Origin of the sequence: Burkholderia sp. BCC1988, from assembly GCF_905339895.1 — a bacterium.
Taxonomy (GTDB): domain Bacteria; phylum Pseudomonadota; class Gammaproteobacteria; order Burkholderiales; family Burkholderiaceae; genus Burkholderia.
The window spans coordinates 319,748-334,487 of sequence record NZ_CAJPHA010000001.1; the positions used below are offsets into that span (position 1 = coordinate 319,748).

Genomic DNA, 14,740 nt, shown 5'->3' on the forward strand with positions numbered 1-14,740 from the left:
GCGGCGGCACGCAAGGTGCCGTTGATCGCGCGCAACCACGCTTCGGCGCATCGTACGCCGGGCGGCCGTTCAGCCTTTAATCTTCCGGTAGCGTCATTTTTTCCTTTCGTTCCTCGACCGTCAGGAGCCCGTCGATGTCACAGGACAATTTGCTTGATGCCTTGAAGGCCGTCGCCGCAGAGCGCGCGATCGGCGCCGATCAGTTGCGCACGATGCTCGACGATGAAGTGCGAGCGTTGTCGTCCGATGCCCGCGTGCACGATTACATCCACGTGTTCGCGATCCGCCACCTGCGCGAACGGATGCGCAGGCAGGACGAACTCGAGCGCGACACGCCGGCCAGTACGCCGCGCGACGAGCCGGATACGCGTACTGGCCGCCGTCTGTAAGGGACGATCGGCGCGACCGGCGCCGCGGTGCCTCATGACAGCGGCAGGCCCCTGAGCGCCGCGCGCCTCCGGCACCGGCACCGTTGCACGCCTGCATACCGACAACGCGCCTGCTTGCCGGTCGCGCCTTTCTTCATATATTTGACCGAATCGACACAACGGCCTCAAGTAAGCGGCGCGGATGCCGTTTACCCGGTGAATTCGTCCACCGGGCGTTCGCGCTCCCTTACCGAGTCGTTGCCATGTTCTCGTCCATCCGCACCCGCATCCTCGCCGCGTGCGTCGCCATCGTCGTGTTCGCGCTCGTCGCCACCACGCTGATCAATTACTTCATCGCACGCGCGTACAACAACGACGCGATCGACCGCAACCTGACCTCCGTCGCGAGCGGCCACGTGGTCGGCATCGGCGACTGGGTCGCGACGAAAAGCCGGATGATCGCGTCGTTGCAGGACGCCGCGCTGTCGCCCGATCCGCTGCCGGTGTTCAAGCAGATGGCCGCGGCGGGCGGCTTCACGAACGTCTACGCGGGCTATGCCGACAAGGTGTTCCATTTCTCTGACCCGACCGGCATCCCGCCCAACTACGACCCGACCGGCCGTCCGTGGTACAAGCAGGCCGCCCAGGCCGGCAAGCCGGTCGTCACGCCGCCGTACGTCGATGCGGGCACCGGCAACCTGGTCGTCACGTTCGCGGTGCCGATCCTGCGCGACGGTGCGCTGAAGGGCGTCGTCGCCGCCGACGTCGCGATGGACAGCGTGATCGCGAACGTGAAGTCGATCCACCCGACGCCCACGAGCTTCGGGATGTTGATCGACAGCAGCGGCCACGTCGTCGCGCATCCTGACGCGAAGCTCACGCTGAAGCCGGTCGCCGACGTGTCGCCCGACCTCGGCGGCATGAGCGCCGCGACGCTGGCGGCGTCGAACGCGCCGGTCGAAGTGCACGTCGGCGGCGACGCGAAGCTGGTGCGCGCGCAAGCCGTGCCGGGCACCGACTGGTACGCGCTGGTCCTGCTCGACAAATCGGAAGCGACGGCCGGGATGCGCTCGCTGCTCACCGCGTCGCTGATCACGCTGGTGGTGATCGTCGGCGTCGCGTCGCTGATCGTCGGCGCGATCACGACGACCGCGTTCCGCCGCCTGTCGCAGGTGCGTCAGGCGATGGCGTCGATCGGCTCGGGCACGGGCGACCTGACGCAGCGCCTGCCGGCCGACGGCCGCGACGAGGTGGCCGATATCGCGCGCTCGTTCAACAGCTTCGTCGACAAGCTGAACGACGTGATGCGGCAGATCCGCGACGCGAGCGAATCGGTGCGCACGGCCGCGAACGAAATCGCCGCGGGCAACCAGGACCTGTCGTCGCGCACCGAATCGGCGGCGGCGAGCCTCGAGGAAACGGCCGCGTCGATGGAAGAAATCACCGCGACGGTCGGCCAGTCGGCGGCCGCTGCCGGCCAGGCCGACGAACGCGCGGCCGCGGCGTCGCGGATCGCGTCGCACGGCGGCGTGGTCGTATCGGACGTCGTGTCGACGATGGAGAAGATCGAGGAAGCGTCGGGCCGGATCGGCGACATCATCGGCGTGATCGACGGGATCGCGTTCCAGACCAACATCCTCGCGCTGAACGCGGCCGTCGAAGCGGCGCGTGCCGGCGAGCAGGGCCGTGGGTTCGCGGTCGTCGCGCAGGAAGTGCGCAGTCTCGCGCAACGCAGCGCGCAGGCCGCGCGCGAGGTGAAGGTGCTGGTCGAATCGACGGTGGCGAGCGTGTCGGCCGGGTCGGGGCAGGTGCGCCAGGCCGGCGAGACGATGCGCGAGATCGTGTCGAACGTCGCCAACGTGACGACGATCATCTCCGAGATCACGCACGCGGCGAACGAGCAGACGCGCGGCATCCAGGAAGTGAACCGCGCGGTCACCCAGCTCGACGAAATGGTGCAGCAGAACGCGGCGCTCGTCGAACAGTCGACCGCGGCCGCGACCGCGCTGCAGACGCAGGCGAACGCGCTCGCGACGACGGTCGGGCAGTTCAAGGTCGCATGACCTGCGCCGGTTGACGCAGGGCCCGCGGCGGCGCTCAGGGGCGGCCGTCGTCGCGCATCAGCGCAAGCCGGTTGTAGAGCGTCTTCAGGCTGATGCCGAGCGCTTTCGCGGCTTGCGGCTTGTTGCCGTCGAAGTGCTGCAGCGTGGCCGCGATGAAACGTTGCTGCGCATGGTGCAGCGTCGCGCCGAGCGGCAGCGCCATCGCGTCGTCCGACGTGTGGTCGGGCGGCGCTGCCGGCCTCGGCAACGCGACGTCGATGCCGTCGTCCGCGAGGATGTACGCGCGCTCGATCGTGTTGTGCAGCTCGCGCACGTTGCCGGGCCACGAATAGGCGCGCAGGGCGGCGATCGCCGCGTCGGTCAGCCGCTTGTGCGAGCGGTGCCGCGCGTTGAGCGCATCGACGAACTCATGCGCGATCGCCTCGACGTCGCCGCTGCGCTGGCGCAGCGGCGGCACATACAGCGCGAACGCGGCGAGACGGTAGAACAGGTCCTCGCGCAGCCGGCCGTCGCGCACGGCATCGGCCGGATTGTGGCGGGTCGCCGACAGGATGCGCACGTCGAGCGGAATCGAGTCGGTGCCGCCGACCCGCACGATCGTGTTCGATTCGAGCGCCCGCAGCAGCTTCACCTGCAGCGACGCGGGCATCTCCGCGATCTCGTCGAGCAGCAGCGTGCCGCCGCACGCGGCTTCGAAAAAACCCTCCCGTTGCGCGATCGCGCCGGTGAAGCTGCCTTTTTCGTGACCGAACAATTGCGCTTCGGCGATGTCCGCCGGAATCGCGCCGCAGTTGACGGGCACGAACGGCCCGTCGCGTCGCGCGCTGAGGTCGTGCAGCCGGCGCGCGACGATATCCTTGCCGACCCCGCTTTCGCCGGCAATCATCACGCTGGCGCGGGTCGGAGCGATTTTCTCGATACGGCCGAGCAGCGTGCGCATCGCCGCGGAGCGGCCGGACAGCCGGCGCGCGTCGGCGCCTTGCTTCGGACGGTTTGCGGATTCAGCCATAAGCGTCGGCGGGCCGTTTTGAAAATCGGCACCGCACCTTCCCTTCATTGCAATATCTATCATCGACAGCGAAACCGCACGGAAGGTGCCGCGATTTAGAAATTTACAATGTCCGGTGCGGGGATCGAAGAAATACGCGATCACGGGGGCACGATGCCGACAGGCGGCAGCCGACACCGCGTGTCGATGCTTTTTTGCAGCCGACCGATGAAAAATCGCAAGTCGGCATCACCCGCGTTCCGCGCAAACGCGGCGCGGCGGCACGCGCAGCGCGCCGCGCCGCGAAGCCGCCGCGCGGCCGTGCCGCGGGTACGCGCGTTGCGCCGGCCCTTGGGCTCGCCCCCGAACGCTCGACGGCACATGCCGGCCGCCGAGGCGGGAGCCGTCGAGCGACGGTCGCCGGGGCGATGCAGGGACACGATGAGGATCCTTACCCGTGAACTGTTCCGGCAGGGCGCATGGGTCGTGCTGGCCGTCGGGGTGGCGTCCGCGCTGCAGGCGTGGGCGATGCACGTCGTCGGCGTACATGCACCGTTTGCACAGCTGCCTTTCTACGCCGGTGTTGCGGCTGCGGCCTGGCTGACGTCGTTCGGCGGCGGCCTGGCCGCGATCGCCGCGAGCGCGGTCGTGATTGGCGCGTTGGGCTGGCGCGAGGTGACGCTGCCCGCGCTGCTCGCGCAGGCTGGCGCCTTCGTCGCGATCGGTTTCGTCGAATGCGTGCTCGTGATGGTCGTCAAGCCGCTGCTCGCAAACGATCGGCTGCGCGGGGCCGAGGATGTGGAGGAAAACGACGCACGCGTGCCGCGCCGCGAACCGGCACCCGCGGCGCGCTCGCTCGACGACATCCTGCTGCGCCGTGTGGTCGATGCGTCGCCCGACGCGATCGTCGGCGTCGACGCCGTCCGGCGGATCACGAGCTGGAACCCGGCCGCGCGGCGCCTGTTCGGCATCGATGCCGCGGCGGTGATCGGGCACGACGTCACGACGCTGATCGCGCCGCGCTGGCTGCGCTTGCATCCGGTTCCCACGTCGTTCGCGAACGCGCGCCCGCCCGCAGGCCCGCTCGACATTCTGTGCCTGCGCCACGACGGCGGCCGCTTTCGCGCGACCTTCGTGGCGGCGCCGATCGTCGACGCGCAAGGCAACTGCACCGGCATGTCGATGACGCTGCGCGAAGCGCGCGAACGCCGCCGAAGCGAGCGGCGCAACCTGCGTTCGTTACGCGGTGCGCGCGACGCGCGCGTGCAGGCCGACGAGTCGAACCGGCTGAAGGACGAACTGCTCGCCACCGTATCGCATGAACTGCGCACGCCGCTGAACGTGATCTACGGCTGGGTCGAGGTGATGCGCAGCGCCGACGGCCAGAGCTTCGCTCACCAGGCGATCGATGCGATCGACCGCAGCGCGCGCTCGCTGTCGCGGATGGTCGGCGACCTGCTCGACGCCTCGTCTCTCGCGACGGGGCGGATGCGGCTCGAGCGCGCGCCCGTCGATCTCGTGCGCGTCGTGCGGGAAGCGGTGCGCGAACTCGGCGCGACGGCGGAGGCGAACGGTCTCGAACTGTCGATCGCGTGCGCGATGTCCAACTGCGTGATCTCCGCGGACGGCGAGCGGGTGCGCCAGATGCTGTCGAACCTGCTGTCGAACGCGATCAAGTTCACGCCGCCGGGCGGCAGCATCAAGGTGTCTCTGACCCGGGCCGGCGCGCGCGTGCGGCTGTCGGTCGCCGATACCGGCCAAGGCATTTCGGCGGAACGTCTGCCTCATCTGTTCGATACGTTCAACCGGCCGGAAGGCGCGTCGGCCTCGCCCAAGCGTGGGCTCGGACTCGGCCTGTCGATCGTGCGCAACATCGCACGGCTCCACGGCGGCGAGGTGACGGCTGCGAGCGATGGCGCCGGGTGCGGCACGACCGTGACCGTGATGCTGCCGGTGGACTGGGGCGCCGACATGCCGAACGGCCAGCCGTTACGGCCGAGCGGTGCGTCGACGGCGGTCGCGCTCGACGGCCGGCGCGTGCTGGTGGTCGATGACGATGCGACGTCGCGCGCGAGCCTTGCGGCGGCGCTCGAAACGCTCGGTGCGCAGGTGTCGACCGCGCAATCGGGGCGCGACGCGCTCGACGTGGTCGCGCGGCAGCACCCGAGCGTCGTGCTGTCGGATCTCGCGATGCCGGACGGCGACGGCTTCTGGCTGCTCGACCACATCCGCCATTTGCCGAACGGCAGCGGGCGCCTGCCCGTCGTCGCGGTGACCGCGCATGCGGGTGCGGCGGACCGGAACCGCGTGATGGCCGCCGGCTTCGACGCGTATCTGTGCAAGCCGGTCGACATGCCGACGCTGGCCAGCGTCATCGTCGACGTGTCGAGCGCCGAGCGGCATCGCTGACGCGCGGCGGCCTGCGCACTCCGCGCCAGGCGGCACGATGAAGGGATCGAACCTTGCCAGGCGCGACAGCACCGGCGGCAGGCCGAGTCGACGGGCAGCGTGCCCGACGAGCGGCGACGCGCGACCGCGATTGGGGTCGTGCCCAACATCGACGGTTCGCGCGGTGTGTGCGACAGGCTGCGGACCCGCGGGAAGTCACGTATGACACGACGTTCGCGGAGCGCACGTTGCGAGTAGCCGCCGCATTGTCGATCGAGCGTGTCGAGGGGGCATGGAGCAAAGGCGCGTGGACCGATTTCCTGCGTCCGCGCATCGTCCCGCATGACGGGTCGGTTGCCGCGTTCGGCAGGGCCGATCCGTCGACCGATACGGAGGTCCGGATGAAAACGAGCGACAGGAATCTGCGCCGAGCCACCGCGGTTGCCGGCATCGTGTGCCTGGTGGGATCGGGCGTGCTCGCGGTGTTGCGCGTACCGGCATTCGCGCCGGCGCATGCGCAGGCGCCGCCGGCATCGTCCGTTCAGGTCGCGCCGGGCGTCGTCAGTCCCGGCGCGACCGCCGACGAGGCGGACATGACGCGGCGGCCGAGCGGCATCGACGCCGAATTCATCGACAAGGCCGGCATCGTCGGCAAGACGGAGTTGCAGGCGAGCCAGCTCGCGCTCGACCGGTCGTCGAATCCGGGCGTGAAGGCCTTCGCGCGCCGGATGATCGACGATCACGTTCGCATGACCGCGGAATTGCGCCGGCTCGGCGCGCAAAAGGGCTTGCCCGTGCAGACGCGGATGCTGGTCGATCCGGCGGTGAATGCGCTGCGAAGCAAGAGTGGCCATGCGTTCGACAAGGGGTACATCGAGCTGGCGGGACCGAACGCGCACGACGCGGCGATCCGGCTCTACTCAGCCGAGGCGCGCGACGGCCACGACCGGGAGCTTCGCGCGTTCGCGGCCAACGCGCTGCCGACGCTGAAGGCGCACCTGAGCGCCGCGCGCGCACTCGAGCGTGCGATCGCGGCCGCGCACTGATCCGCACGGCGATCCGCGCGCCCCGGCGCGTCCGTCAGTGCGGCCGCGTGTCGCTTTCCGGGCCGTCCGGCGACGCCTCGAAGGGCGGCGCATCGAGTACCGTTTCGCCTTCCTCGATCAGCCAGTACGGCGATGCGCCGTAGTACGCGTGCAGCCCCTCGGCCCAGGCGGGATCGGCCATCGTCGGCCAGCGGTCTTTCTCGAAGCCGGGCGCGTCGCGCACGCGCTCGGTCGAAACGGGCAGCACGAAACAGCGGCGCCCGGCGTCGAGCGTCAGCACGTTCCACGGCACCGCGAGCAGCTTGTCGCCGATCCCGAGCAACCCGCCCGACGACACGACCGCATACGCGATCCGGCCCGAGCGGATATCGAGCATGATGTTCGTAATCTTGCCGATGTCGTCGCCGTCCAGCGTCAGCACGCGATCGTCTTCCAGCGTGCTGGCGGCCATCACGTCCGGCCCCGGCCCGCCGGCCGAACGGCCGCGGTCGCCGACGATGCGCGCCTGCGTGCGCGACGGTCTGTCCGTTGTCATCGCTGTTCTCCTGGTCGAAGCGGCGCGGCGCACGCGGCGCGCGGGCCGCACGGGTGAGGGCAGCCGGTCAGCGGCGGCGCGGCAGGGACACGTCCTCGAGCGTGTTCGCCAGCTCGTCGCGTGCCGGGCCGCCCGCGCGTGTCGCGATGTCGCCCAGCGACACGATGCCGACGATCTGGTGATTGGCGTCGAGCACCGGCATCCGGTGCAACTGCACGTCGGCCATCCGCTGCTGGACGTCGCCGACGCCGTCGTCTTCCACGCACCACTGCACCGGCGCGGACGCGACCACCTTCACCGGGGTGTCGGACGAATGCCCGTGCGACAGCGCTCGCACTGCGAGGTCGCGGTCCGTCACGATCGCGACGAGCCCGGTGTCATCGCAGACCGGCAGCACGCCGATGTCGAAGCGCTGCATCAATTCGGCCGCATGGCGAATCGTGTCGGTCGGCGCGACGCAGACCACGTCGCGCGACATGATTTCATTGACGCGATACATGAACGCCTCCTTCGTGAACGAGACGACATGGAAGCAGAACGCGTGCCGCGTTCAATCGGCACAGGCCGGGCCTGCGCGGCCGGGCCACGGAGAAATTTGCCAGCCGGCTTGTACATCTTCCACGGCGGCAGCCGCGGCCGGGCCGCGAGCGACGCTCAGTGGCCGACGCCCGTCATCACGACGATTGCCAGGACCAGCGCGCTCTCGATCGCGGCGAGCGCCGCGACGCCTGCGGCGCCGCTGACTTCGTGCCATGCACGTTCGATGCGTTTCATCACTTCACTCCGGTTGGGCCGGCCGGGCGACGCTACGTTGCCGCGCATCGCGGGCCGGGTGCCGCCGTCAGCCGTGATCGCGGGGCGGTTGCGGGGCGTCGGGCGCGCGACGTTCGCGTTCGCCGGACGGCCTGGCGGGGTCGATGCGGGTCGCACCGCCGACGGCGGGCGGATCGCTGGCCGGGAACGTCTCCTCGAGCCCTTCGTCGATGCGCTCTTCCGTCTTGTCGTCAGACGGCTTGCGCGACGTGGCCAGGGAGAGCGGGCTGGCAGCCGGTGACACGGCGTCTCGGCTACCGGGGGCGGATGCGGTCATGATCGAACCTCCTTATGGGTACGAGGGGTGCAAGCACCGTACCCGCGCAGCGCGGGCGGCATGACGCTTGCAGCCGTCGAGCCGGCCGGGCGGGCTGAGACGTGGCCGGCCCGCCGCCGGCGTGGACGAGAGGACATCGTGATGAATGAACCCAGGGAAAGAATACGTTACGACGCGAACGTGTGCGGCGGCGATTTCAGTCAGGTGCGCGAGCGTTTCGACACATGGAAGCGCGAATCGCGGCTCCATCGGCCCGAGCGGCGCATGTTCGACGGGAAGGACGAGGTTCGCGAGCTGGACCCTACCGTCTACGCGGGGCCGGAAAGCGCACAGCGGGCGCTCGCCGCGCGATGCGCGCCGTCCGATCGATTCGCACTCGCGGCGCGCCTCGCCGCCGAAGGGCGCACGCTGTGGCTGGTGATGGCGGCCTACGATGCATGACCGGTGCGCACCCGGGCAGGCACGCCGCTTGCGCGCGCTCGCCGCACCCATCGACACGCGCGAGCCGCCGCGCAGGAGCGACATGAGTACACGATCCATGCTGCACCGTCCGGAGCCGACGCCCGACTTCGATCCCGATCCGGCGCTGCCCGAGCACGACGATCCGTTCGATCCGCCCGTGCCCCCGGGCCTGCCGCAAGGCGATCCGCCGTCGCAGCCGCCGCCGATGCGGATGCCGGGCGAGGGCAGCGAACCACGGCCGGCCGCGCGATCACTGAAAGGAGGACCATCATGGACATTCACGTGCAATCGCCCGACAAGCGCGCGATCGCCCAGGTGCTGGGCCGCTATTTCGAGTCGCGTTCGTTGCGTTACCACATCGAGGAGTTGCCGGGCGGCGTGCTGCATATCGGCTTTCGCGCGAGCGGGCGCCCGGTCGCCGTCACCGTGTCGTTCGACGACACCGCCTACGACACCTACACGCACTGGGACGCGAGCCAGAAGCAGCTCGCGCTCGGGCGTCTCGCGGACGGCTTCTCGCGCATGATGGCGAAGCGCAGCCCGGCCGCGCTCGCCGGTGACTATCACGTCGAGCGTTTCTGACTCCGCAACCCTGCGCCGGCTCATGCCGGAATACGGCAAAGTGCCCGCGTTCAACGGGCGCTTTGCGGCTTCGCGTGCGCCAGCGTAGGATGTTCACAATTCAGCGCACGCTACGTTCGCGCCGTCGGCTGCTCGCCGTTGCAGCCGGCCAGGCTGCGACGCGCTTTCCCTCAGGTTCGTTTCGTGCAACCGACGGAGACCGCCTTGATGACCGTTGCCCGCCCGTTGTTGTCGCCCGGCACCCGCCGGTTCGTGTCCGGCCTGTCGGCCTTCGCCGCGCTGGCGGCGGCCGGTGCCCGCGACGCGTCGGCCCAGACGCCGTCGCCGCTCGGCGAATGGCAATACTCGGCGGGCGTCCCGCTGCAGAAACTGTTCAGTCCGACCGTCCCCACGTGGCAGGTCAGCGTCGGCGCGGCGATGACGCTGCAGCCGCGCTACGCGGGTTCCGATCGCTATCGCGTGATGGGCGGCCCGAATCTCGACGTGCGCTATCGCGACCTGTTCTTCCTGTCGACGGGCGACGGGCTCGGCGCGAACGTGTTGCGCGGGCCCAACTGGCGCGTGAGCCTGTCGGTCGGCTATGACCTCGGACGCCGCGCGGCCGACGATCTCGACCACCTGAACGGGCTCGACAACATCAACGCGGCGCCGGTGATGAAGCTCGCGGCCGACTACGTGATCTCGAAGGATTTTCCGCTCGTGCTGCGCGCGGATGTGCGGCGCAGCATCGGCGGCTCGAACGGCTGGGTCGGCGATTTCTCCGCGTACATGCCGATGCCGGGCAGCAACGAACACTTCTTCTGGTTCGCCGGGCCGACCGTGTCGTTCGCCGATTCGCGCTACATGAACAGCTGGTTCGGCGTGCCCGCGGGTGCGTCCGCGCGTTCGGGGCTGCCGGCCTATTCGTCGGGCGCGGGGATGAAGTCGTTCGGCGCGGGCGTGACGATGGTGTGGTTCGTCAACAAGCACTGGTTCGTGACGATGGACGGCGCGATCGAACAGCTCGTCGGCCGCGCACGGCGCAGCCCGATCACGCAGCAGTCGACGAACGGCGTGTTCGACATGTCGGTGAATTACCAGTTCTGACCGGATCGGCGCCGGCGGGGCTGCCGCGTGGCGGTGCGCGGCATGCGGCATTTTTCGTCACATTTGATATGATTCCGACCTGTACAAACGTACAGTGATCGATCCCCGTGACGCCTGCATCGCCGACGCCCCCGGCGTTTTACTACCTGACCAATTTCGAACGCGCGCTGGCCTGGCTCGGCGAGCGTTACGACGACCTGCTCGATGCGAGCGAACATGCGTTTCTCGCGCATTTCGCGCAACTGCCGAAAGCGTCGCGTGCGTTGCTCGTGCGGATGCTGATGCGCAGCGGCACCGACTTCCGCGCGAGCAAGCTCGCGTACGACGAAATCGGCAGCACGCTCGACGCGGCCGTGCCGCTCGTCGAGCTCGGCTGGGTCGATCCGGCACCCGCGCTCACGCTCGACGAGTTGTTCGTGCTGTCGACCAAGGCCGACCTGCTGAAGATGTTCCCGTCGCTCGCCGCGCACGCGGGCGAGCGCAAGCCCGAATGGCTCGAGCGGTTGCGGCCCGCGCACGACGTGGCGCAGCCGTTCGACGCATGGTGCGCGCAAGCCGACGATCGCGTGCTGCGCGTGACGGTCGGCGCGCTGTGCGACCGCCTGCGGCTGATGTTCTTCGGCAATCTGCATCAGGACTGGAGCGAATTCGTGCTCGCCGATCTCGGCGTGTTCCAGTACGAAAGCGTGCCGTTCGCGCCGTCGTCGCGCGCGTTCCAGCAGCGCGACGACGTCGACGCGTATCTCGCGCTGCAGACCTGCCGAGAAGCACACGACGCATGGCCCGACGACCAGCCGTTCGACGATCTGCTGCAGGCGATCGACGCGGTCGGTTGCGCGCAGCCGTGGCTCGCGACGCGCCGCGCGAAGCTGCTGTTCACGCTCGGGCAGACCTGCGAGCGCCGCGCCGACTGGGCTGCCGCGCTCGACGCGTATGCGCGCAGCGCGTGGCCGGGCAGCCGGCACCGGCGCATTCGCGTACTCGAACGCTGCGGCCGCGACACCGATGCGCTCGCGCTGGCGCTCGATGCGCGCGGCGGCTTCGAAAGCGACGAGGAGCGCCAGCGCGTCGAGCGGATGCTGCCGCGCCTGCAGCGCCGTCTCGGGCAGCGGGTCGAGCGCGCGGGCAGCACGCCCGACGTGCCGCGCGAGACGCTCGTGCTGATGCGCCCTGAAGCGTTCGTCAGCGTCGAATACGTGGTGCGCGACCATCTTGCGCAGCCCGATGCGCCGGTTCACTACGTCGAGAACACGCTGATCAATTCGCTGTTCGGCCTGCTGTGCTGGGAGCCCGTGTTCGCGGCCGTGCCAGGCGCGTTCTTTCACCCGTTCCAGCGCGGCCCGGCCGACCTGCACGCGCCCGATTTCGCCGTGCGCCGCACGGATGCGTTCGCCGCCTGTTTCGCGCAACTCGACTCGGGCGCGTACCGCGACACGATCCGCCGGCACTTCGCGACGAAGACGGGGCTGCAATCGCCGTTCGTGTTCTGGGGCGTACTGACCGACGAACTGCTCGACGAGGCGCTGGCCTGCCTGCCGCCCGAGCACCTGCGGCTGTGGTTCACGCGCCTGCTCGCGGATATCCGCGGCAACCGCTCGGGGCTGCCCGATCTCGTCCGTTTCTGGCCCGGCGAGCGGCGCTATGAATTGATCGAGGTGAAGGGCCCCGGCGACCGGCTGCAGGACAACCAGACGCGCTGGCTCGCGTACTGCCTCGCGCACGGCATGCCGGTGCGTGTCGTCGATGTCGAATGGGCCGGAGCCGGAGTCGAGCAGGCCGAAGCGGCGGGATTGTCCGCATGAGCTACGTCGTCGCGGTGCGGGCGATGTGCGAATTCACCGCGCGGCGCGGCGATCTCGACCTGCGCTTCACGCCCGCGCCGACCGCGCTCGAAGGCATTGCCGGCCACGGAGCCGTCACGTCGAAGCGCGGTGCGCGCTACGAAACCGAGATCGCGCTGACCGGCACGTGGGGCACGCTCACCGTGCGCGGGCGCGCGGACGGCTACGACCCGGTCGCGAACCGGCTCGAGGAGATCAAGACCTACCGCGGCAGCCTCGACGCGATGCCGGCCAACCATCGCGCGCTGCACTGGGCGCAGGCGAAGGTCTATGCGCACCTGATGTGCGACGCACGCGGCCTCGCGGAAATCGACGTCGCGCTCGTGTATTTCGACATCGTGTCGGAGCGCGAGACCGTGCTGACCGAGACGCTCGGCGCAAGCGCGCTCGCCGCGTTCTTCGCCGAGCAGTGCGCGTGCTTCGTCGGCTGGGCCGAGCGCGAGACCGCGCACCGCTCGGCCCGCGATGCGGCGCTGCGCGCGCTGACGTTTCCGCACGGCCGATTCCGCAGCGGCCAGCGCGAGCTGGCCGTGTCCGTCTATCGCGCGGCGCGCGACGAGCGCTGCCTGATGGCGCAGGCGCCGACCGGCATCGGCAAGACGCTCGGCACGGTGTTTCCGCTGCTGAAGGCGTGCGGCGAGGGCGAGCTCGATCACGTGTTCTTCCTGACCGCGAAGACGCCCGGTCGCGCGCTCGCGCTGGAAGCGGCGACCACGCTCGGCGCCGGCACGCCGGCGCTGCCGCTGCGCGTGCTGGAGCTCGTCGCGCGCGACAAGGCGTGCGAGCATCCCGACCGCGCGTGTCACGGTGAATCGTGCCCACTTGCGCAAGGCTTCTACGACCGCCTGCCGGCGGCGCGCGACGCGGCGATCGGCGCGGGGCTGCTCGATCGCGATACCGTGCGCGAGGCGGCACTCGCGCACGACGTCTGTCCGTACTATCTCGCGCAGGAGCTGGCGCGCTGGTCGGACATGGTAATCGGCGACTACAACTACTACTACGACGGCAGCGCGATGCTGCATACGCTCGCGCAGCAGAACCAGTGGCGCGTCGGCGTGCTCGTCGACGAGGCGCACAACCTGCTCGATCGCGCCCGCAAGATGTACAGCGCATCGCTCGACCCGTTCGCGTTCGCGGCCGCGCGCGAGGCGGCGCCCGCGGCACTGCGCAAGGCGTTCGACCGGCTCGCGCGCGCGTGGGGCACGCTCAATCGCGCACAGGCCGAGCGCTATGCGGCATACCCCGAGATTCCGGGGCCGATCGTGTCGGCCGTGCAGAACCTCGTCGCGGCGATCGGCGAACACCTGGCCGATGCGCCGCGCGCGAACGGCGACGCGCTGCTGCGCTTTCATTTCGAGGCGATCCAGTTCGGCGTGCTTGCCGATGCGTTCGACGGCGCGTCGATCTTCGACGCGACGCTGCACGGCGAGCCGCTGCCGCGCCAGTCCGGGCTCGACGGTGTCGCACCGGCCGGGCGCCGGCGCCGCATCCAGTCGACGCTGTGCGTGCGCAACGTGATTCCGGCCGGCTTTCTCGCGCCGCGTTACGACGCCGCGCGCGCGACCGTGCTGTTTTCCGGCACGTTGAGCCCGTTTCATTTCTATCGCGACACGCTCGGGTTGCCGGCCGACACCGGCTGGCTCGACGTCGACGGGCCGTTCCGCGCCGAGCAGCTGACCGTGCGCGTCGCGAGCCACGTATCGACGCGCTGGCGCGACCGCGACCGTTCGCTCGAACCGATCGTGGACCTGATCGCCGCGCAGTATGCGACACGGCCCGGCAACTACCTCGGTTTCCTCAGCAGCTTCGACTATCTCGGGCGCGTCGTCGCGCTGATGCAGACGCGTCATCCGGACGTGCCCGTGTGGGCCCAGGCGCCCGGCATGGCCGAAAGCGAGCGCGACGCGTTTCTCGCGCGCTTCGACGCGGGCGGGCGCGGGGTCGGCTTCGCGGTGCTGGGCGGTGCGTTCTCGGAAGGCGTGGATCTCGTCGGCGAGCGGCTGATCGGCGCGTTCATCGCGACGCTCGGGCTGCCGCAGGTCAACGATGTCAACGAACAGATGCGGCGCGCGATGGAGGCGCGCTTCGGCAACGGGTACGACTACATGTATCTGTACCCGGGCCTGCAGAAGGTCGTGCAGGCGGCCGGGCGCGTGATCCGCACCGAACACGACGAGGGCGTCGTGCATCTGATCGACGATCGTTACCGGCGGCGGGAGGTGCGCGATCTGTTGCCGCGGTGGTGGCGGATCGGGTGACGGGCGTGACGGATGTCGTGAGCGGGATGACGC

13 protein-coding genes are annotated in these 14,740 nt (G+C 69.7%); 9 read left to right on the forward strand and 4 right to left on the reverse strand.

The annotated features are described in order from the left end of the window. The first annotated feature begins 134 nt into the window (after positions 1–134). Positions 135–389 (forward strand): DUF3562 domain-containing protein, encoded by a 255-nt coding sequence (locus tag U4012_RS01355; protein WP_124484851.1) that lies wholly within the window; start codon positions 135–137, stop codon positions 387–389. Between the two features lie 242 nt (positions 390–631). Then, positions 632–2,431 carry a methyl-accepting chemotaxis protein gene (locus tag U4012_RS01360; protein WP_321795506.1) on the forward strand — a complete coding sequence of 600 codons (1,800 nt, stop codon included), beginning with the start codon at positions 632–634 and terminating at the stop codon, positions 2,429–2,431. Positions 2,432–2,465: 34 nt separating this feature from the next. Here the strand turns inward: U4012_RS01360 and U4012_RS01365 are convergent, their stop codons facing one another. After that, the gene (locus tag U4012_RS01365) at positions 2,466–3,503 is read right to left on the reverse strand and encodes a sigma-54 dependent transcriptional regulator (protein WP_321795999.1); all 1,038 of its coding nucleotides are present in this window, start codon (positions 3,501–3,503) and stop codon (positions 2,466–2,468) included. Positions 3,504–3,860: 357 nt separating this feature from the next. On the opposite strand from U4012_RS01365, the gene U4012_RS01370 reads away from it, so the two are divergent. Next, on the forward strand, positions 3,861–5,828 hold the full coding sequence (locus U4012_RS01370) for an ATP-binding protein (RefSeq protein WP_321795508.1): 1,968 nt from the start codon (positions 3,861–3,863) through the stop codon (positions 5,826–5,828). A 380-nt stretch (positions 5,829–6,208) separates the two neighbouring features. After that, positions 6,209–6,853 (forward strand): DUF4142 domain-containing protein, encoded by a 645-nt coding sequence (locus U4012_RS01375; protein ID WP_321796001.1) that lies wholly within the window; start codon positions 6,209–6,211, stop codon positions 6,851–6,853. Positions 6,854–6,887: 34 nt separating this feature from the next. Here U4012_RS01375 and U4012_RS01380 read toward each other — a convergent pair whose 3' ends face one another. The 3 genes from U4012_RS01380 to U4012_RS01390 form a co-directional block, all read right to left on the reverse strand. Further along, positions 6,888–7,388: a PRC-barrel domain-containing protein gene (locus U4012_RS01380; RefSeq protein WP_321795510.1), complete on the reverse strand. Its 501-nt coding sequence runs from the start codon at positions 7,386–7,388 to the stop codon at positions 6,888–6,890. Between the two features lie 67 nt (positions 7,389–7,455). Beyond that, positions 7,456–7,887 (reverse strand): CBS domain-containing protein, encoded by a 432-nt coding sequence (locus U4012_RS01385; protein WP_044843097.1) that lies wholly within the window; start codon positions 7,885–7,887, stop codon positions 7,456–7,458. A gap of 342 nt (positions 7,888–8,229) precedes the next feature. After that, entirely contained in the window at positions 8,230–8,478 is a 249-nt protein-coding gene (locus U4012_RS01390; RefSeq protein WP_044843098.1) for a hypothetical protein, read from the reverse strand. A gap of 141 nt (positions 8,479–8,619) precedes the next feature. On the opposite strand from U4012_RS01390, the gene U4012_RS01395 reads away from it, so the two are divergent. From U4012_RS01395 to U4012_RS01415, 5 genes are all read left to right on the forward strand, one after another. After that, entirely contained in the window at positions 8,620–8,919 is a 300-nt protein-coding gene (locus U4012_RS01395; RefSeq protein WP_321795514.1) for a hypothetical protein, read from the forward strand. Between the two features lie 291 nt (positions 8,920–9,210). After that, entirely contained in the window at positions 9,211–9,522 is a 312-nt protein-coding gene (locus tag U4012_RS01400; protein WP_044843100.1) for a hypothetical protein, read from the forward strand. 207 nt (positions 9,523–9,729) lie between these two features. Then, positions 9,730–10,608 (forward strand): MipA/OmpV family protein, encoded by an 879-nt coding sequence (locus U4012_RS01405; protein WP_321795518.1) that lies wholly within the window; start codon positions 9,730–9,732, stop codon positions 10,606–10,608. A 107-nt stretch (positions 10,609–10,715) separates the two neighbouring features. Next, positions 10,716–12,410 (forward strand): VRR-NUC domain-containing protein, encoded by a 1,695-nt coding sequence (locus U4012_RS01410; RefSeq protein ID WP_321795520.1) that lies wholly within the window; start codon positions 10,716–10,718, stop codon positions 12,408–12,410. After that, positions 12,407–14,707: an ATP-dependent DNA helicase gene (locus tag U4012_RS01415; RefSeq protein ID WP_321795523.1), complete on the forward strand. Its 2,301-nt coding sequence runs from the start codon at positions 12,407–12,409 to the stop codon at positions 14,705–14,707. The genes U4012_RS01410 and U4012_RS01415 overlap by 4 nt, the downstream gene beginning before the upstream one ends. The last annotated feature ends 33 nt before the right edge of the window (positions 14,708–14,740 follow it).